This is a genomic window from Winogradskyella sp. PC-19, assembly GCF_002163855.1.
In the GTDB taxonomy this organism is placed as follows: domain Bacteria; phylum Bacteroidota; class Bacteroidia; order Flavobacteriales; family Flavobacteriaceae; genus Winogradskyella.
Genome location: NZ_CP019332.1, coordinates 816,722 through 836,217, shown reverse-complemented (window position 1 = coordinate 836,217; position 19,496 = coordinate 816,722). Strand labels below are relative to the sequence as shown.

Annotated in this window: 16 protein-coding genes; 14 read left to right on the top strand and 2 right to left on the bottom strand. The window is 33.5% G+C overall.

All coding sequences use genetic code 11. The annotated features are described in order from the left end of the window. Nucleotides 1-47 precede the first annotated feature (47 nt). Nucleotides 48-1,370 carry a serine hydrolase domain-containing protein gene (locus BTO05_RS03850; protein WP_087491392.1) on the top strand — a complete coding sequence of 441 codons (1,323 nt, stop codon included), beginning with the start codon at nt 48-50 and terminating at the stop codon, nt 1,368-1,370. A gap of 84 nt (nt 1,371-1,454) precedes the next feature. Further along, nucleotides 1,455-1,862 carry a DUF2721 domain-containing protein gene (locus tag BTO05_RS03845; RefSeq protein WP_087491391.1) on the top strand — a complete coding sequence of 136 codons (408 nt, stop codon included), beginning with the start codon at nt 1,455-1,457 and terminating at the stop codon, nt 1,860-1,862. Nucleotides 1,863-1,871: 9 nt separating this feature from the next. Here BTO05_RS03845 and BTO05_RS03840 read toward each other — a convergent pair whose 3' ends face one another. After that, nucleotides 1,872-3,227 (bottom strand): DEAD/DEAH box helicase, encoded by a 1,356-nt coding sequence (locus tag BTO05_RS03840; protein ID WP_087491390.1) that lies wholly within the window; start codon nt 3,225-3,227, stop codon nt 1,872-1,874. A 108-nt stretch (nt 3,228-3,335) separates the two neighbouring features. On the opposite strand from BTO05_RS03840, the gene BTO05_RS03835 reads away from it, so the two are divergent. The 7 genes from BTO05_RS03835 to BTO05_RS03805 all read left to right on the top strand — a co-directional run bounded on the left by BTO05_RS03835 (nt 3,336) and on the right by BTO05_RS03805 (nt 12,595). Beyond that, a complete protein-coding gene (locus tag BTO05_RS03835) occupies nt 3,336-4,637 on the top strand; it encodes an anthranilate synthase component I family protein (protein WP_232459771.1) in 1,302 nt (433 codons plus the stop codon). 63 nt (nt 4,638-4,700) lie between these two features. Beyond that, nucleotides 4,701-5,054 (top strand): four helix bundle protein, encoded by a 354-nt coding sequence (locus BTO05_RS03830; RefSeq protein ID WP_087491388.1) that lies wholly within the window; start codon nt 4,701-4,703, stop codon nt 5,052-5,054. A 36-nt stretch (nt 5,055-5,090) separates the two neighbouring features. Then, a complete protein-coding gene (gene tilS / locus BTO05_RS03825) occupies nt 5,091-6,404 on the top strand; it encodes a tRNA lysidine(34) synthetase TilS (RefSeq protein ID WP_087491387.1) in 1,314 nt (437 codons plus the stop codon). A 42-nt stretch (nt 6,405-6,446) separates the two neighbouring features. Continuing rightward, nucleotides 6,447-8,069: an adenine deaminase gene (ade, locus tag BTO05_RS03820; protein ID WP_087491386.1), complete on the top strand. Its 1,623-nt coding sequence runs from the start codon at nt 6,447-6,449 to the stop codon at nt 8,067-8,069. A gap of 89 nt (nt 8,070-8,158) precedes the next feature. Beyond that, nucleotides 8,159-10,057, top strand: coding sequence for a CocE/NonD family hydrolase (locus BTO05_RS03815; RefSeq protein WP_087491385.1), 1,899 nt, complete (start codon nt 8,159-8,161; stop codon nt 10,055-10,057). A 12-nt stretch (nt 10,058-10,069) separates the two neighbouring features. Then, nucleotides 10,070-11,029: a YheT family hydrolase gene (locus BTO05_RS03810; protein WP_087491384.1), complete on the top strand. Its 960-nt coding sequence runs from the start codon at nt 10,070-10,072 to the stop codon at nt 11,027-11,029. A gap of 27 nt (nt 11,030-11,056) precedes the next feature. Further along, entirely contained in the window at nt 11,057-12,595 is a 1,539-nt protein-coding gene (locus BTO05_RS03805) for a YifB family Mg chelatase-like AAA ATPase (protein WP_087491383.1), read from the top strand. Here the strand turns inward: BTO05_RS03805 and BTO05_RS03800 are convergent. Then, nucleotides 12,592-14,745 (bottom strand): hypothetical protein, encoded by a 2,154-nt coding sequence (locus tag BTO05_RS03800; RefSeq protein ID WP_087491382.1) that lies wholly within the window; start codon nt 14,743-14,745, stop codon nt 12,592-12,594. The genes BTO05_RS03805 and BTO05_RS03800 overlap by 4 nt on opposite strands. A gap of 103 nt (nt 14,746-14,848) precedes the next feature. On the opposite strand from BTO05_RS03800, the gene BTO05_RS03795 reads away from it, so the two are divergent. From BTO05_RS03795 to BTO05_RS03775, 5 genes are read left to right on the top strand one after another with little or no spacing between them, the layout of a single operon-like run. Next, nucleotides 14,849-15,958 (top strand): DUF2891 domain-containing protein, encoded by a 1,110-nt coding sequence (locus BTO05_RS03795; protein WP_087491381.1) that lies wholly within the window; start codon nt 14,849-14,851, stop codon nt 15,956-15,958. A 1-nt stretch (nt 15,959) separates the two neighbouring features. Beyond that, a complete protein-coding gene (locus tag BTO05_RS03790; RefSeq protein ID WP_087491380.1) occupies nt 15,960-17,183 on the top strand; it encodes an Nramp family divalent metal transporter in 1,224 nt (407 codons plus the stop codon). Further along, a complete protein-coding gene (pxpA, locus tag BTO05_RS03785; RefSeq protein WP_087491379.1) occupies nt 17,173-17,916 on the top strand; it encodes a 5-oxoprolinase subunit PxpA in 744 nt (247 codons plus the stop codon). Before BTO05_RS03790 ends, pxpA begins: the two co-directional genes overlap by 11 nt. Before the next feature lie 5 nt (nt 17,917-17,921). Further along, nucleotides 17,922-18,650, top strand: coding sequence for a 5-oxoprolinase subunit PxpB (pxpB, locus tag BTO05_RS03780; protein WP_087491378.1), 729 nt, complete (start codon nt 17,922-17,924; stop codon nt 18,648-18,650). Further along, complete coding sequence (locus BTO05_RS03775; protein ID WP_087491377.1) at nt 18,647-19,495, top strand: biotin-dependent carboxyltransferase family protein; 849 nt, start codon at nt 18,647-18,649, stop codon at nt 19,493-19,495. The genes pxpB and BTO05_RS03775 overlap by 4 nt, the downstream gene beginning before the upstream one ends. The last annotated feature ends 1 nt before the right edge of the window (nt 19,496 follow it).

The following is a 19,496-nucleotide window of genomic DNA, read 5'->3' as shown; positions in this document are numbered from 1 at the left end:
TACATTAGGTGTAAAATAATCAACCCTTTATAAATCTTAAAACAATTATGAAAAAGATACTTTTCCTTTTCGTGTTGCTTTGCAATGCGGTAAACTTAAATGCACAAGACACCAAACAAATCGATGATTATTTGAATGTGCTAGAAGCTAATAATAAGCTCATGGCAACAATTTCTGTTACAAAAGACGGAAATCAATTTTACAATAAAGCCGTTGGATTTGCAGATGTTTCTAGCAATGTAAAAAATACTAATGAGACAAAATTCAGAATTGGCTCTATCACAAAAGCATTTACAGCAGTTATGATTTTTCAGCTTATAGATGAAAAACGATTAACATTAGATACACCTTTATCTCTATATTTTAATGAGATACCTAATGCATCAAAGATTACAATAGCAAACTTACTCAATCATAGTAGTGGATTGTTTAATATCACCAACGCCTCAGATTTTGGAGAGTGGATGTTAGGGTCATCATCAAGAGCTGATATGTTAAAGAGATTAAAATCCTACGATGTAGATTTCAATCCTGGTGACAAAACAGCATATAGTAATACAAATTATATTTTACTTGGTTACATTATTGAAAGCATCGATAAAGATATCTATGCACAAGCTTTAGAGCGAAGAATCACAAGTAAAATAGACTTAAAGGATACTTATTTTGGTGGAAAAATTGATTCAGAAAATAATGAAAGTCATTCTTATGCTATCGAAAATATAAAGTGGAGTAAGCAATTAGAAACCGATATGTCAAATCCAGGTGGAGCAGGAGCAATTGTTTCTACCTCTTCAGATTTAACCAAATTTATGGACGCGCTTTTTACTGGTAAACTGATGTCTGATTCAAGTTTTGAAGCGATGAAAAAGACGAATGATGGAGAGACGTGTCATGGAATCTTCTATGCTAATCTTGATGGTCTAGATATTTATGCTAGTGAAGGTGGCATTGATGGATTTCAGTCCATGTTAATACATGTGCCAAAAACGAAAGTAACTATTGCGCTTACAGCAAACGCATTAAGTTTTAGTAAAATGCAAATTATGTTATCAGTTTTAGGAGTTACTAATGGTCAATCCATCATTATGCCAGTTTTTACAGAGTTACAATTAACTGAAGAACAAGTAAAAATATATGAAGGCGAATATGCAAGTTCGGAAGTACCTTACAAATTGATATTCAAGGCTAATGGAACTGTTTTGATGGGTGCTCCAGAGCAAAGTAATTTACAAGAGTTAAGAGCGACAAAGCAACATCAGTTTATATATGATAATTTAAGTATCGTATTAGATTTTTATCCAGGAATAGAAGTAGTGAAGTTTACTAAAGGAAATGATAAACCTATATTGTTTAAGAAAATAAAGTAGTAGTGTTTTTGGTTATTTTATTTTTATAAAGCGAACATTTTAGTTCGCTTTTTTTTATCTTTAGAGGTAATTAAAAAACAGCTTTTGGAAGAACTCACACTAACAACACCAGCACTTTTATTTTCGGCAATTTCCTTAATTATGTTAGCGTATACCAATCGATTTTTGGCCTATGCATCGGTGATTAGAAATCTAAGAGACGAATATTTAAAACGCAAAGAAGCGTCATTAATCAAACAAATCAAAAACCTAAAGTTACGTTTAGATTTAACACGTTACATGCAAATCTCTGGCATCACGAGTTTATTACTTTGTGTACTGACCATGTTTTTGATTTACATCGATTACCATGTGCTTGCTGTATATGTATTTGGTTTAGGATTGGTACTTCTTCTGGTATCATTAGCCTTTTTGATTTGGGAAATACAAATCTCTGCAAAGGCATTAAATAACCATTTAAGTGATATCGAAGACGATTTGAAACAGCGCTAAAACCTCGAATTACTTACGTTTTTTATTACGCTTATTGTAGTTTTTGTCGCCACGAGTTTTTGGTTTTTTGTATTTTTTCGCAATTTCTCTTCGGTAACTACCACCAAGATTTACTTTTTGATTTTTCTCGCTTTTTTCGTGAAACGCTGGTCCAGGTGCATCTTCATCTCTACGCTTTGTAGGGTTGTAGCGTTCTTTTATGACATTGCGTTCTTCTTCAATCAGCTCTTTAGAAATCTCAACAGATTCAGGGATTTCATGAGTATCAATTTGCATTTGCATTAACGCTTCGATACGTTCTCTTGACTCTTGTTCTTTTTCTGTAGATAATAAAATGGATTGTCCTTTACGTTCTGCACGACCAGTACGACCAATACGGTGCATGTAATTTTCTGGATAATCTGGCGTATCAAAATTGATAACGTGAGAGACATCATCAATATCTAAACCACGTGCCATGACATCTGTAGCAACAAGTAACCTGTTTTCACCTTCTCTAAATTGCTCAATACTACGTAATCTATAATTCTGAGTTTTATTAGAGTGAATCACACAAGTTTCTGAAGGGAATAATTCTTCAAGCTTATCAAATAAACGGTCTGCCATTCGTTTGTAAGCCACAAAGATTAAAACTCTTGAGTAAGTATCTTTATCATGAAGCAATTCTTCAAGAAGATTAACTTTGGTGTAAAAATTAGGCACATCATAGCGTTGCTGCGTAATGTTTTCTAATGGTGTACCAGAAACGGCTATAGATATTTTAGTCGGGTTAATAAAGAAATCTGTGATTAACTCATCGACATCTGTTGTCATAGTCGCCGAAAACATAATGTTTTGCCGTCTTGCTGGTAGAATATCAAAAATATTCATCAATTGATGTCTAAAACCCAAATCGAGCATCACATCAACTTCATCAATAACTAATTTCTGTATTGATTTTAATTGTAATACACGACTTACTGCCAAATCATATAAGCGACCTGGCGTTGCCACAATGATATCTAAACCTTGTGCTACAGCTTGTTTTTGCGTATTGATATTAGTACCACCATAGACACCAAGTACGCGGTTATTAATATACTTAGAAAGCTTTTCTATTTCGCTTACAACCTGTACAACTAACTCACGTGTAGGCACTAAAACTAAGACTCTTGGATTCTCTTGAGTAGAATATTTTAGATTTTTTAAAATCGGCAACATGTACGCAAAGGTTTTACCAGTACCAGTTTGTGCAATACCAACAACATCTTTACCAGAAGCTACAACATTAAATGATTCTGCCTGAATTGGCGTAGGTGTTTCAAAACCTAAGTCATCAATAGCGTTATATAGCGGTGTGTTTAAATTTAAATCTCTAAAATTCACAATCTTAATTTATGGCACAAAGATAGGGTTTCATAATTAGTAGACTAAGGATAGTTAAGGTTTCGTATGATGACCAAATTTTGGTATTTTGCACTAATTAATTTTCTATTGAGAACACACAAATATCACCAGCCGAAATCTATTAAAAACTTTAAGCATCAGTTATTGTTTTGGGCACAACAATACGATGATGTTGTTTGGTTAGATTCTAATAACCATAACCCAAAATACAGTAGTTATGATGGGGTTTTGGCAGTAGACGCTTTTACGTCTATAAAGACTGATTACAAAGGTGCTTTTGAAAAATTAAATGAATACCAATCTATTACCAATGATTGGTTATTTGGTTATCTGACATATGACTTAAAGAATGATGTTGAGCTTTTACAGTCTAATAATTTTGATGGCTTGCAGTTTCCAGATTTGTATTTCTTTCAGCCAAAAAAACTATTCCTTATAAAAGAGGATAAAGTTGAAATTCAGTACCTAAGAATGGTCGATGACGAAATTGAAGGAGATTTAGAACAGATTGGAAGCACTGTCCGTTCGAGCGCAGTCGAGAACTATCCGAGTTCAAAGCAAATAAAAATAAAACTTCGTATTCACAAGGACGAATATTTCAATAAAGTTGAGCAAATGTTAGCGCACATTAATCGTGGTGATATTTACGAAGCTAATTTTTGTCAAGAGTTTTATGCTGAAAATATAGAGATTCAACCTTTAGAAACTTTTAATAAACTCAACGATATTTCAAAGCCACCATTTGCTACTTTTTTAAAAACGGATACTAAATATTTGTTATCGGCTTCTCCAGAAAGGTATCTAAAAAAAGAAGGTAATAATGTTATCTCTCAACCCATAAAGGGAACAGCAAAGCGTTCAATAGATAAGATAGAAGATGAGCAATTAGCTAAGGCATTAGCCACAGATGAAAAAGAGCGTAGTGAAAACATAATGATTGTAGATTTGGTTCGAAATGACTTGTCGCATACGGCAACAAAAGGAAGTGTTAAGGTAGAGGAACTCTGCAAAGTGTATTCCTTTTTACAGGTGCATCAAATGATTTCTACTGTGGTTTCTGAAGCAAAAGAAAATGTAAGTCCAGCTGAATTATTAAGAACTACATTCCCAATGGGAAGTATGACAGGCGCACCAAAGATTTCGGCAATGCAAATTATCGAAAACTTAGAAGAGACAAAACGCGGATTATATTCTGGGTCAGTTGGTTATTTCACACCAGAAGGTAATTTTGATTTTAATGTCATCATCAGAAGTATTTTGTATAATCAATCTCAAAAATATGTATCATACTCTGTAGGTAGTGCGATTACAGCCAAAAGCAATCCGCTAAGAGAATATGAAGAGTGCTTGATTAAAGCCAAGGCAATGCGTGAGGTTTTGGAAGATTGATAATAAGGCATAAGTTAAAAGGGATAAGTGAAAGGCAAAAAGTATATATTGTAAATTTGAAAAATGAAAAGTTATAGAGATTTAATAGTTTGGCAAAAGTCCGTTAAGATGGTTACTTTGGTTTATACAGTCTTAAAATTTTTTCCTAATGATGAAAGATTCTCTTTAGTCTCTCAAATAAAAAGAAGCGCTGTTTCAATTCCTTCAAATATAGCTGAAGGTTACGGTAGAAATTATACTAAAGATTATTCTCGTTTCTTACAAATCTCTAGAGGTTCTTTATATGAGATGCAAACCCAGCTAGAAATAGCTATCAATTTAGAATTTATTAATGTAAATCAGTTGGAAGAAATTAAAAGCTTATCAATTGAAGTAGAAAAAATGTTGAATACATTAATCAAGAAACTTAGTCAATAACATCTTTTAACTTATGTCTTATTACTTCTTACTCAATTGAAAGAATTTAAGCAACATATAAACCAATACCTTCCTTTCCTAAAAGAAAGCAAACTATTAATTGCCATTTCTGGAGGAATTGATAGCGTTGTTTTAGCACAACTTTGCAAAGAAGTAAATCTGAATTTTGCATTAGCACATTGCAATTTTAACTTAAGAGGAAATGAAAGCGACGCAGACGAAGCCTTTGTTTCAAAATTAGGAGAAGAACTAGATGTAGAGACCTTTATTCAGCATTTTGATACCAAAGTTTACGCCAGTGAGCATAAGTTGTCTATTCAAATGGCTGCTAGAGAATTGAGATACGATTGGTTTAACGAATTGGCAGAACAATTAGAATTCGATTATATTCTAACAGCGCATCATGCCGATGATAATCTCGAAACATTTTTAATTAATTTCACTAGGGGAACTGGATTAAGTGGATTAACGGGAATCCCTATGATTAATGATAATATCATTCGTCCATTACTACCATTTTCTAGGCAAGTCATTGAAGCATATGCAAAAGAAAACAATATAAACTGGCGAGAAGATAGTAGTAATGAAAGCAAAAAATACCTTAGAAACAAGTTACGTCACGATGTGGTTCCCATCTTAAAGGAGATCAATCCACAGCTGTTAGATAGCTTTCAGAATACCTTAGAGAACTTAAATGACACAGCAGATATTGTTGAAGAAAGCCTCAATGCAGTTGCTAAACGTGCTATCGTAGATATTGATAATAATGGCATCACCTTTAAAGTGTCTGAGTTCAAGAAAGTAAATAATTCAAAAGCATATCTGTTTGAGATGTTCAAAGATTATGGCTTTACAGAATGGAATGATGTTTTCAATTTATTAGATGCTGAAACAGGTAAATACGTCACTTCAAATTCGCATAAACTAACAAAACATCGAGAGTTGTTAATTCTATCAGATAAAAGTCATTTTGAGCAAAGCGAATACTCTCTGCTAATCTCTAATGATAAGAACGAAGTTGAAACTCCAATAGGAATCATATCCTTTAAAGAAGTTTCAAGCCTTTCGGAATCAACAAAAAATATAATCTTTATCGACAAACATAAGTTTAAGTTTCCTTTAGAATTAAGACTTTGGCAAAACGAAGATATTTTCTACCCAAGTGGAATGAATGGCAAAAAGAAAGTCAGCAAATACCTGAAAGATGAAAAATTAAAACCTTCAGAAAAACAAAACACGTGGGTTTTAACTTCTGATGACAAGATTATTTGGGTTGTTGGTATGCGTGCCGATAACCGTTTCAAGGTTGATGAAAGAACAAGAGATATTTTAAAAATAGAGTTACATTAAATACTAACTGTCACTTCGAGCGCAGTCGAGAAGTCTCAATATATGAAAGTACTAAAAGGAAACATAGTAGACGTCCAAAACCGTCGCATCTTTAAAGGAGAAATCACTATCGAAAGTGGTAAGATAAAATCCATAGAAGAAAAACCGTGCGAAGAAAATCACTTCATCTTACCTGGCTTTGTAGATGCTCACATACACATCGAAAGTTCAATGTTAGTGCCTTCTGAATTTGCCAAAATCGCTGTTAATCATGGCACAGTTGCAACAGTTTCTGACCCACACGAAATCGCCAATGTACTTGGCGTAAAAGGTGTGGAGTTTATGATAGAAAATGGAAAGAAAACACCTTTTAAATTCAATTTTGGTGCGCCAAGTTGTGTGCCTGCAACATCTTTTGAATCTGCTGGGGCGATTATAGATTCTGATGATATCAAACAATTAATGGCAAATCCAGACATCAAGTACTTGGCTGAGATGATGAATTATCCTGGTGTTATTTTTGACGATGCTGAGGTTCATAAAAAACTAGAATGGGCAAAACATTACAATAAGCCTATTGATGGTCATGCACCAGGTTTACGAGGTAAAGATTTAGATACATATATTTCTGCAGGAATTACTACAGATCATGAATGTTTCTCCTGTGAAGAAGGTTTAGAGAAGCTTCAAAAAGGTATGGAGGTCATTATTCGCGAAGGTAGTGCTGCAAAAAACTTTGAAGCCTTAATTGATTTATTACCAGAACATTTTGAGAATATAATGTTTTGTAGCGATGATAAACATCCTGATGACTTATTGTTAGGTCATATCAATCAGCTTTGTGAACGTGCTATTGCGAAAGGCATTGATGTATTTAAAGTATTGCAAGCTGCTTGTGTTAATCCAGTAAAACATTACAATCTTGATGTGGGTCTGTTAAAAGAAGGTGATACCGCAGATTGTATTGTGGTTGAGGATTTAAAAGACTTTAAAACGCTTCAAACCTACATTGATGGTGAATTGGTTTTCAGTAATGGCGAATCTAAAATCAAGCACGTCGATTTCGAAATTCTGAATAATTTTAATACAGACAGCAAAGTAGTTTCAGATTTCCAATTCAAATCAGATGCTAATCAAATCCGTGTTATTGAATGTTTAGATGGCGAATTGGTAACTAATGAAATTATACAAGACGCAACTACAGATAATGGAAATTTGGTTTCTAATACTGAAACTGATGTTCTTAAAATGACGGTTGTGAATCGCTATAAGAATGAGAAGCCATCGATAGCATTTATTAAGAATTTCGGGTTAAAGGAAGGCGCAATAGCATCTTCTGTCGGTCACGATTCTCATAACATTATTGCCGTTGGTGTATCAGACGAAGCAATTTGTAAAGCGGTTAATCTTTTAATAGATAATAAAGGTGGAATCTGTGCAATATCAAACGATTCAGAAAAAGTGGTACCATTACCAATAGCTGGAATCATGAGTGACCAAAATGCAAAAACTATTGGTGAAGCTTATTCAGAATTAGATAGAATGGCAAAGGATTTGGGAAGTGAACTTCACGCACCGTACATGAGCTTGTCATTTATGGCATTACTGGTTATTCCATCATTAAAACTTGGTGATAAAGGTTTGTTTGATGGAGACTCATTTAAGTTCACGAGTCTAGAAATCTAAAAATCTAACAATCTAACCACGTTAACATTTCATTCAAACTTTTGTGTAAAGAAAAAATTATCTTTAGGCTTCAAATAAAACCAACCACCATGATTAAAAATCTTTTCCGAGTTGTTGTGTTTTCAATCTTTATTTTAGGTTGTAAAGACGCACAAAACATCAATCTTACAGAAGCCGAAACTGAAGCAAATAAAGTTACTGCATCAGTAGATACTTACGCAAAGGACAATTACACCAAAAAAGAGGTGATGATTGAAATGCGTGATGGCATTAAATTGCATACAACTATTTACAGTCCAAAGGATACGTCAAAGACATACCCTATGCTAATGATGCGTACACCATATAGTTGCAGACCTTATGGCGAAAATGAATTTAAATCTAAAATCGGACCTAATAAATACCTGATGGAAGAAGGTAATATTATGGTGTACCAAGATGTACGAGGACGATGGAATAGTGAAGGTGTTTACGATAATATGCGTGCTTATATTCCGAATAAAACGGGTAACCAAGTTGATGAAGCTAGTGATACTTATGATACCATTGAATGGTTAGTAAATAACGTTGATAATAACAATGGAAACGTTGGTACATACGGAATTTCATATCCTGGGTTTTATGCAACATATTCGTTGTTAGACTCACATCCAGCGTTAAAAGCAGTATCACCTCAAGCTTGTATCGGCGATTTCTTTTTTGATGATTTTATCCATAATGGTGCATTTTTGTTAAGCTATTGGAGAGCGACATCAGTGTTTGGTTATATGAAAGATACACCAACAAAAGAAGCTTGGTATGAGTTTCCGGATATAGGAACAGAAGACCAATACCAATTCTTTTTAGATAACATGCCACTAAGTAAGTTAGATGATTATTATGACGAGAAAAACGTTTTTATGACGCAAATTGAAGAAAATGTAACCTACAACGAGTTCTGGCAGAAACGCGGAATTATTCAACACTTAAAAGATATTAAGCCTGCAACTATGATTGTTGGAGGACAGTTTGATGCTGAGGATTTATATGGTCCTTATAATACTTATAAAAGTATTGAAGCTAATAGTGACAATTATAATACTGTCGTTTTTGGGCCTTGGAGTCATGGTGATTGGGCAAGAAATAGAGAACGTCAAGTGATTGGAAATGTTCATTTCGGAGATAGTTTATCCGATTATTTTCAGAAAAATATTGAAACTAAATTCTTTAATCATTTTCTTAAAGGCGAAGCAAATGGCGAAACAGGTTTAGCTGAAGCGCACATGTTTGATACAGGTAAAAAGGAATGGCAATCATTCGAACAATGGCCGCCAAAAAATACGACTAAGGAAAGTTGGTTTATGCAGCCAGAAGAGCGTTTAACTCAAAGAGCTAACAGGATGATTGCAACTTCAGACTTTATAAGTGATCCAAAAAAACCAGTGCCATATTCCGAAGATATAAAAGTAGTGTTTACACCACGTAAGTTCATGACAGATGACCAGCGTTTTGCATCTCGTCGTCCAGATGTATTGACTTTTGAAACTGAAGTTTTAGAAAACGATGTAACGCTTGCAGGCGATATTTTATCAAAACTTAATGTATCTACAACAGGTACAGCAGCCGATTGGATTGTAAAGTTAGTCGATGTTTATCCAGCAGATACTGAAAATACAGATGATGTCCAAGACCATTTAAAGCTAAGTAATTACCACATGTTAGTACGAAGCGAAGTTTTAAGAGGTCGTTTTAGAAACAGTATGACCAATCCTGAGCCATTTGTACCTAATCAAAAAACTGCTGTTAACCTAAAGCTTCAAGATGTATTTCATACATTTAAGAAAGGGCATAAGATACAGGTACAAGTACAGAGTACATTTTTCCCTTACATAGATGCTAATCCGCAGACGTATGTAGATAATATCTTTAAGGCTAAAGAAGAGGACTTTAAAGCCCAAACACACAAGGTTTATAACGATTCTTCAATTGAGTTTACAATCTTAAAATAATTAATTGCATTAATGCCAATTATTGAATCCACTTACAAACCACTCTTTTGGACAAAGAGTGGTTTTGTTTCTACTGTATTTTCCGGGTTAGCTCGAAAGGTCAGCAATCTTGATCAGTCAAGAGAACGTATAACATTGCCTGATAATGATTTTTTAGATTTAGACTGGAGTTATTCAGAATCAAAAAGTAATAAAGTTATAATTCTCTTGCACGGGTTAGAAGGTCATGCACAACGTCCGTATTTGACAGGTGCAGCTAAGCTATTCAATCAAAACGATATCGATGCTTGTGCGGTAAATTTTAGAGGTTGTAGTGGAGAACCAAATTTGTTATATCGCAGTTACCATTCTGGAGCCACGGAAGACTTAGATGCTGTTGTCAAACATATTATTTCTCTTGATAAGTACGATGAGATTTACATTAAAGGTATTAGTCTTGGCGCTAATATGGCTTTAAAGTATGTAGGTGAAGAGAGAGAATTGCCTAAAGCCGTCAAAGCAGTTATAGCAATTTCATCGCCATGTGATTTAAAAGGCTCTTGTGATGAATTACTAAGTCTAAAAAATAAAGCATATGCCATTCGTTTTTTGGACCATTTAAAACAAAAGCTAAAACCTAAACTAAAGCAATTTCCTGATAAGATTACTGTAGATGATTATAAATCTATAAAAACATTAATAGATTTTGATCACGTTTATACATCTAAAGCTCATGGTTTTAAAGACGCTTATGATTATTACCAAAAGGCGAGTAGCCTGCAATTATTACCGAATATTAAAGTGCCATCATTACTAATCAATGCACTAAACGATTCTTTTCTATCACCAGATTGTTATCCAGTAAAAGAGGCAAAAGCGAATCCAAATCTATATTTCGAAATGCCTAAATATGGAGGTCACGTTGGGTTTATACAAAAAGGAGAGTTTTATTATAATGAGAAACGAGCTTTAGATTTTGTAAGTAAACTTTAATTTGTAGATTTAATCAAATTAAAATCCATGCTCAAAAAAGTATTCGCAAGTGCCGTATTTGGTGTCGAAGCTTCAACTATTACGGTTGAGGTAAATGTAGATAAAGGTGTTGGTTACCATCTGGTAGGTTTGCCAGATAATGCGATTAAAGAAAGTAACTACCGTATTGCTGCTGCACTTCAGAATAATGGTTTTAGAATTCCAGGTAAAAAGATTACCATTAACATGGCGCCAGCTGATCTGCGTAAAGAAGGCTCGGCTTATGATTTAACTTTGGCGATTGGTATTCTCACAGCATCTAATCAAATAAAAGCTGAATACTTAGAGGATTATCTTATTATGGGCGAACTGTCTTTAGACGGAAGCTTGCAGCCTATAAAAGGAGCTTTGCCAATTGCTGTAAAAGCCAGAGAAGAAGGTTTTAAAGGTTTTATTCTACCAAGTCAAAATGCAAAAGAGGCAGCAATTGTCAACGATTTAAAAGTTTTTGGAGTAGATAATATCACACAAGTCATTAACTACTTTGATAAAGGAGAAACACTAGAGCAAACCATTATAGATACCCGAGCAGAATTTAATAAGAGTCTTAATTTCCCAGAGTTTGATTTTTCAGATGTCAAAGGACAAGAATCTATAAAGCGTTGTATGGAAATTGCAGCAGCAGGTGGACATAATATTATTTTAATTGGTCCACCAGGTTCTGGTAAAACTATGTTAGCAAAACGTTTGCCAAGTATTTTGCCTCCAATGACTTTACATGAAGCTTTAGAAACTACAAAAATACATTCAGTTGTCGGTCGTGTTAAAGCGCATGCTGGATTGATGGCGCAGCGACCATTTAGAAGCCCACATCACACGATTTCAAATGTCGCTTTAGTCGGTGGCGGAAGTTATCCGCAACCTGGAGAAATATCCTTATCACATAATGGTGTGTTGTTTTTAGACGAATTACCAGAGTTTAAACGTGAAGTTTTAGAAGTGATGCGGCAACCTTTAGAAGATAGAGAAGTGACTATTTCTAGAGCAAAATTTACAGTGACTTATCCGAGTTCATTCATGTTAGTGGCAAGTATGAATCCAAGTCCAAGTGGTTATTTTAATGACCCAGATGCACCTGTGACTTCAAGTCCAGCCGAAATGCAACGCTATATGGGTAAAATATCTGGACCATTGTTAGATAGAATTGATATACATATCGAAGTGACGCCTGTTCCTTTTGAAAAACTTTCTGAAGAACGTAAAGGTGAATCTTCAGTAGATATAAGGAAGCGGGTAACTGCGGCAAGAGAGCTTCAAACCAACAGATTTTTAGAATTAGAAAATGTACACTACAATGCTCAAATGAATACCAAACAGATTCGACAGTACTGTAAGTTAGACGAAGCTTCACTTCAACTTTTAAAATCTGCTATGGAGCGTTTGAACCTTTCTGCAAGAGCTTATGACAGAATTCTTAAAGTATCTCGTACAATTGCCGATTTAGAAGGTGTTAAAGAATTAACTGGTACTCACATTAGCGAAGCTATTCAATACAGAAGTTTGGATAGAGAAGGTTGGTTGGGTTAATCGTCTTTTAAAAAATAATTATCACCTTCAGTTAATTTTTCCCAAGTTTGACTGTCATGTTTATAAGAGTATACCGCTGAGGCTAGTCTACCGTCTTCTGTAGTTTCAAATGCGTATTGGTTGGCATAACGTGATAAAGAAATATATTTATCTTCTGTTATAGGGTATAAATGAATTTTTGATAAACCATTGCGTTCATAGTATAACTTATCGTCTTCCACCCAAAACAAACGACTGTTATAACTGCCAATAATTGAGTTGTATTGTTCTGCTATCTTTTCTTTGCTATTGTTTTTTACATATTCGATATGCTTTAGAGCCTGTTTCAAAAAATAATGGTTAGGATATTCTTCAATTGCTAATTTGTAATTCATTTCAGCTTTTTCGTAATCACCATCCATTAACGCTTTTTCGGCATTTTTAATAGTGTCATCGTAACGCCAATAGTGATAATTAATTCGTCTATTGAAATTGTATAAGTGGAGTTTTATTGCATAGTAATCTCTGTTTTTATCAGTCAAGAATTCATTAATGGTAGTATTTCTATAGCTATATCCACCTGTCATTAATTTGTCATCACCAGCTAAAATTGGAGCGCTTAGTTCCTGATTGGAGACGTGTCTTATTAATCGCTCATCATCCATAAAAAATTCATGAGTTTGTTCTGAATTTTCTGAGCGATATTTTCCTGTAAATTTTTCTAATGTTCTTTTAGTTGGCTTATTCTTTTTTAAGTATTCTATTACTGTGTCTACAGGTTTTACAAAATTTATCCAGTTTGTATTAATGATTTTTACGCGGTCTTGTGTTTTTTGAGCGCTTTCAATATCTCCTTTTAATAATTGAGGTCTTAGTTTAAGAGCAAAAATCTCAGGATTATTGGGTTGTACAACCTCAATGGCTTTTATGGCAGAAATTACTTTGTCGTAATCGCCACTTACTAGACTTGCATTTAATAAGTTGTTTCCATTATCAATACTTTTGTTCTTAGAGTATCTATCTTCTGCATACTTTATGTATGCTTTAATCTGTTTTGTTTCGCCATAAACAGCATTTAATAGTCTATTATATAAATTATCGTTAGGGTCTATCTCTAACTGAAGTTTTAATAATTTTTCTGCCAAATCCCATTCTTCATAGGCTATATATCTTAATATTCGAATTTGCAATTGCTTTTGTAACGGTAGTTTATTACTGTATTTATAGGCTTTGTCAATCAATGCTTTTTCGCCCTCAGCACCATTACTAAAACGTATACTACGTTGCCCATTTTCAAAATATGAAATAGAAAATTCTGGATCTAACTCATGTGCGCGGTAATAGTTACTTTCAATATTATGACGTATAGCTTCTAAAGAATTACTGTAAAACTCATTTAAATTCAAGTCAATATAAAAATCTCTTTTGTCTTCTGTAATACCTATATTTTCTCTTACGTATACGCTAACATCATCAAGTATATAAAGTAAATCTGTACCGTCGAAAGTTTTCTCAGAAACAGTTTTTCCGTTTTTAGCATTTTTAATTATTGGTGTAATGCTATAGATGCTATCTTTTATGTCAAAAGTGCCTTCAAGATAATAGTCATTAAAAATTCTTGACTCCGATACACGATTAACGGTGCCTTCAGTATCAGATAAATAGGGAGACAAATTTTTGTCTTGGGATAAATCTTGATATAGCAATTCTTGAATACCATCATCGAGCCAAGCATAGGCTGTGTCCTGTGTTTTGGCTGTAAATTGATAAATTGGCAAACCTATTCTGAATTCTTCTTTAGTAATAAGTTGTGTAGATAGATTCCCTTCATCATTCGTATAACTTATTTCTTTAGTGGTTGCTCCTAAGTCACTACTTCCAAATCCAAAATATGTAATGACTGCTAGTGATATTAAGTTAAGTGGGAATATTATTTTTTCACGTAGTTTTAAAATACCATTGTTTATTCGGTCTTGATGATAAAAATAAATTACGAGTGAAGGTATGATTCCAATAAAAATCCAAAGTAATAAGTCCACCCAATTTGGGGAAATATCATAACGATTGAGTATCCAGTCTATAAATTGTAAAAATGTCCATGCAGCTACCAAATATGCTGCCAGAAATTGAAGTGTTTTAATCCACTTTTTTTTACGTTTTTCTTCTCTCATTTATATACATACTGAATTTAAATTGAAAGATAAATAATATATATGAAATGCTATAATATGTAAATTGTATTTTTGAGAAAGCCTATTAAAATTTATAAGATTGATGAAAAATATTTTTACTGCTTTTGTATTTCTATTATTGCTGAATTGTAATAATGAAAAATCAACCAAAGCTGAATCTTCTAATGATGTTGAAGTTACTCAAGAAGAAATACCAAATTTAAACTTAGAACAAGCCAATCGCTTAGTAGATTTACCGTTAGCGTGTGTTGGTACAGAATTTCCATACCGATTAGGTCAAACATTAGGTAGTGTAGATGATTTAAAAACACCACGCGAATTACATCCAACATTCTATGGATGCTTTGATTGGCATTCTGCGGTTCATGGACATTGGAGTTTAGTTAGTTTATTGCGTCAATTCCCAGGATTAAAGCGAGCAGACGAGATTGAAGCGTGGTTGCTAAACAGTATTTCAAAAGAAAATATACTAAAAGAAGTGGCGTATTTTGATGATAAAAACAATAAGAATTTTGAACGTACCTATGGTTGGGCTTGGGTATTAAAATTAGCAGAAGAAATTCATATTTGGGATAATGATATTGCACGAGAATTGGAGGGGAATCTCCAACCTTTAACAGATTTAATTGTAGATAAATACCTTGAGTTTTTGCCAAAACTGAATTATCCTTTACGCGTTGGAGAGCATCCGAATACTGCTTTCGGGTTAACATTTGCCTTTGATTATGCTGTTAGATTAAAAAATGAGCAATTAAAATCTATGATTGAAAAACGTGCTCGTGATTTTTATAAATCTGATGATAGTTGTCCATTAAGTTGGGAGCCGAGTGGTTCAGATTTTTTATCACCATGCTTTGAGGAAGCCGCTATCATGAAACGTGTTTTGCCAATAGATGAATTTAAAACTTGGTTCGAAGCTTTTATACCAGAAGCAAAAAACAAAAATTTTGACATTGTTGTTGGCGAGGTTTCAGATAGAACTGATGGAAAATTAGTGCATTTGGACGGTGTTAACTTTTCTCGTGCATGGAGTTTGAATTATATAGCTAAAGATTTACCCGAATATTCACATTTGAAAAATTTAGCAAACAAACACATCAATTATTCCTTACCAAGTATTGTCGGTGATAGTTATGAAGGTGGACATTGGCTTGGTAGTTTTGCGATTTATGCATTGAATTCAATCGAATAAAATGAAGGATTTCTTCAAAAATATTGGTCCAGGACCTTTAGTTGCTGCAGCCTTTATTGGCCCAGGTACCGTAACATTATGCACAATTGCAGGTGTTAACTTTGGTTATGCTTTATTGTGGGCGATGGTTTTATCTGTGTTGGCTACTGTCGTATTACAAGAAATGTCAGCTCGATTAGGCGTTATAACTCAAAAAGGATTGTCAGAGACGATCCGTGGAGAGGTTAAAAGCCCAATTATAAGAACTGTAATTATAATCCTTATTTTATCTGCTATTGTTATTGGTAATGCTGCTTATGAAGCAGGAAATATTTCCGGTGGTGCTCTAGGTGTAAAAACACTTTTTGGTACACCAGAGTTTCAAGTTTTGAGTCGTAGTATCGATGTGTGGCCAATTATAATTGGTCTTATTGCTTTTACAGTATTGTATATTGGGAATTATAAAATCATTGAGCGTGCCTTGGTTTTTATGGTCATACTCATGAGTTTGGTTTTTTTGATTACAGCAGTTATAACTAAGCCAAATATTTTGGAAGTTCTAAAAGGTATGTTTGTGCCGCAGTTTCCTGATAATAGTATTCTAACCATAATTGGCTTGATAGGCACTACAGTAGTACCGTATAATATTTTCTTGCATGCGTCATTAGCAAAAACAAAATGGAAGTCTGAATCCGACTTATCCTTTGCTAGAAAAGATACCATTATAGCTGTTGTTTTGGGCGGAGTAGTATCTATGTGTATTATTATTTCGGCATCGTCTGTTTCATTTCAAGAGATTAGTAATGCTTCAGATTTGGCACTCGGTTTGCAACCACTATTTGGAGATTTTGCGAAATACTTTTTAGCGATTGGTTTGTTTTCTGCTGGAGTTACAAGTGCTATTACTGCACCTTTAGCAGCTGCCTTTGTTGCTTCTGGTTGTTTAGGTTGGGGAAGCGATCTAAAATCAAAACGGTTTCGATTAGTTTGGATTTTTATACTGTTTTTAGGTGTTTTGTTTTCTTCTATAGGATTTAAATCTATTGAAATTATAAAATTCGCACAAGTAGCTAATGGACTTTTATTGCCTGTTATTGCTGGAGTTTTACTTTGGATTATGAATAAATCTAGTATTTTGGGCAAGTATAAAAATTCTTCACTTCAGAATATATTAGGTTTTTTAATATTGACAGTAGCCGTCTTTTTGGGTGCAAAAACAATCTTAAGCGTATTTAATGTCATCTAATCTAAAAATAGATATCAATGCCGATGTTGGCGAAGGTTTGGGTAATGAGATGAGCTTAATGCCTTATTTATCCTCATGTAATATTGCATGTGGTGGTCATGCAGGTGACTTTGAGACTATGAAAGCTGTTGTGCGATTAGCTAAGAAACATCAAGTAAAAATAGGAGCACATCCGTCTTTTCCTGATAAGGAGAATTTTGGACGCTTAGATATGAAGCTGACTTCGGAAGTATTATTTGATAGTTTAAAATATCAAGTTGAAGATTTACTAATCGTCTTAAAATCCGAAAACTTAGAAATGCACCATATTAAACCTCATGGCGCTTTATATAATTTGGCAGCTAAAGATGAAGAAATTGCTAAAGTAATTTTGGAGGTCATAACCTCTTTTTCTAAGCCATTAAAATTGTACGCGCCATATAATTCTGTTATTTCTAAATTGGCAAAACAAGAAAATATTGAAGTTGTTTTTGAAGGTTTTGCAGATAGAAATTACAACGAAGATTTGTCGCTGGTTTCACGTCAAAAAAAAGACGCTTTAATCACTAAAAAAGACACTGTTTTTCAACACGTCTTTAAGATGATTTCAGAACAAAAAGTCAATACCATAAATGGAGTAGAGGTGGACTTGATAGTTGATACAGTTTGTGTTCATGGAGATACAACAAATGCTTCGGTTATTTTAGAATATTTACACCGTAATTTAAAAGCCAATACTATTAAAATATTATAATTAATTTGAAGTATAATCTTAAATATTTTCAATTCAATGAGCGTTCTATTTTAATTGAATGGCCACCAATAATTGATGATAATGTGCTATTTGATGTCCTAAATTTCAAAAATAAATTACTTCACAAGTATATTAAAGTAAAAGTTAATATAATTAACACATATAATTCAATATTAATTAATTATGGTTTAACTATTGAAGATGTCTATGGTAAGTTTTCTGAACTTAAATCCATATATTCTGAATTAGAAGAACACAGTTTAGTAAAACAGAAAATTTGGGAAGTTCCTGTTTGTTATGATGACTGTTTTGGAATAGATTTAGTCACTTTATCAAAAGAGAAAAAGTTACCAGTAGCTGAAATTGTCCAACGTCATTATCTGCAAATTTACACAGTATATTTTATAGGCTTCTTACCTGGTTTTTTATACTTAGGTGGCTTGGATGAATCACTGCATTTTAATCGTAAATCTTCACCAAATTTAAACATTAAAAAAGGTGCTGTTGGAATAGGTGGAAATCAAACCGGAATTTACCCTCAAAACTCACCTGGCGGATGGCATATTATTGGTAATTCTCCAATCAATTTTTTCGATATAAAAAAAGATAATCCATGCTTTGCAAAAGCTGGTGATAAAATAAAATTTCTGCCGGTTTCTATGGAAGAATATATATCTATTTCTAAAGATATTGAATCAAAAACGTATAACCTTAAAAGCCTGTTGATAGAATGATTAAGGTTTTAAAGTCAGGATTATTTTCAACAATTCAAGATAAAGGGCGTTTTGGATATGGAGAATTTGGAGTTCCTAAAAGTGGCGCTATGGATTTGTTTTCATTTGAGTTGGCTAATACTTTGTTGAGCAACGCGGTAAACGATGCTGTGTTAGAGATAACCATGATTGGTCCAAAGCTTCAATTTATGATTGATACTCAAATCGTAATTAGCGGAGCAAATATATCTCCGCATCTTAATGACTCTTTGATTCATAATAACAAAGTTTATAATGTGAAGCGTAATGATATCCTTAGTTTCAAAGTGCTAAAATCAGGTTTACATGCTTACGTTGCTGTTAAAGATGGCTTTAAATCTAATGTGGTTCTTAACAGTCGAAGTTATTTTAGTCCTATTACATCTAAAGCTAAGATTGAGGACAACGATGTATTACGCATAGAGCAATCAAATCTAATTAATAAATCACCTCAGACATTTTCTAAGCTAAAGCCAATAGATTATTCATCTAATTTTTTAGATGTCTTAAAAGGTCCAGAATTTGAGAAATTGTCTGACAAAGAAAAATCGGTGTTACTGTCTTCAGAGTTTCAAGTTTCTAATCTTTATAGTCGTATGGCATATCAACTTTCTCCATTATTTGATAATGATTTAGAATCTATACTTACAGGACCAGTTTTGCCGGGAACAGTACAATTAACACCCTCAGGGAAATTAATTGTATTAATGCGTGATTGCCAAACTACAGGTGGTTACCCAAGAGTTCTTCAACTAACTGAATCAGCAATTAATTTGCTGAGTCAAAAAAAAGCAAGGGATAAGATAGTATTTAAGTTAATAGAATAAA

Excerpts from the sequence above, each read along its gene's own strand:
- BTO05_RS03850 (WP_087491392.1), top strand. The coding sequence starts at position 48 with ATGAAAAAGATACTTTTCCTTTTCGTGTTGCTTTGCAATGCGGTAAAC.
- BTO05_RS03830 (WP_087491388.1), top strand. The coding sequence starts at position 4,701 with ATGAAAAGTTATAGAGATTTAATAGTTTGGCAAAAGTCCGTTAAGATG.
- ade (WP_087491386.1), top strand. The coding sequence starts at position 6,447 with ATGAAAGTACTAAAAGGAAACATAGTAGACGTCCAAAACCGTCGCATC.
- BTO05_RS03815 (WP_087491385.1), top strand. The coding sequence starts at position 8,159 with ATGATTAAAAATCTTTTCCGAGTTGTTGTGTTTTCAATCTTTATTTTA.
- BTO05_RS03810 (WP_087491384.1), top strand. The coding sequence starts at position 10,070 with ATGCCAATTATTGAATCCACTTACAAACCACTCTTTTGGACAAAGAGT.
- BTO05_RS03805 (WP_087491383.1), top strand. The coding sequence starts at position 11,057 with ATGCTCAAAAAAGTATTCGCAAGTGCCGTATTTGGTGTCGAAGCTTCA.
- BTO05_RS03800 (WP_087491382.1), bottom strand. The coding sequence starts at position 14,745 with ATGAGAGAAGAAAAACGTAAAAAAAAGTGGATTAAAACACTTCAATTT.
- BTO05_RS03795 (WP_087491381.1), top strand. The coding sequence starts at position 14,849 with ATGAAAAATATTTTTACTGCTTTTGTATTTCTATTATTGCTGAATTGT.
- BTO05_RS03790 (WP_087491380.1), top strand. The coding sequence starts at position 15,960 with ATGAAGGATTTCTTCAAAAATATTGGTCCAGGACCTTTAGTTGCTGCA.
- pxpA (WP_087491379.1), top strand. The coding sequence starts at position 17,173 with ATGTCATCTAATCTAAAAATAGATATCAATGCCGATGTTGGCGAAGGT.
- BTO05_RS03775 (WP_087491377.1), top strand. The coding sequence starts at position 18,647 with ATGATTAAGGTTTTAAAGTCAGGATTATTTTCAACAATTCAAGATAAA.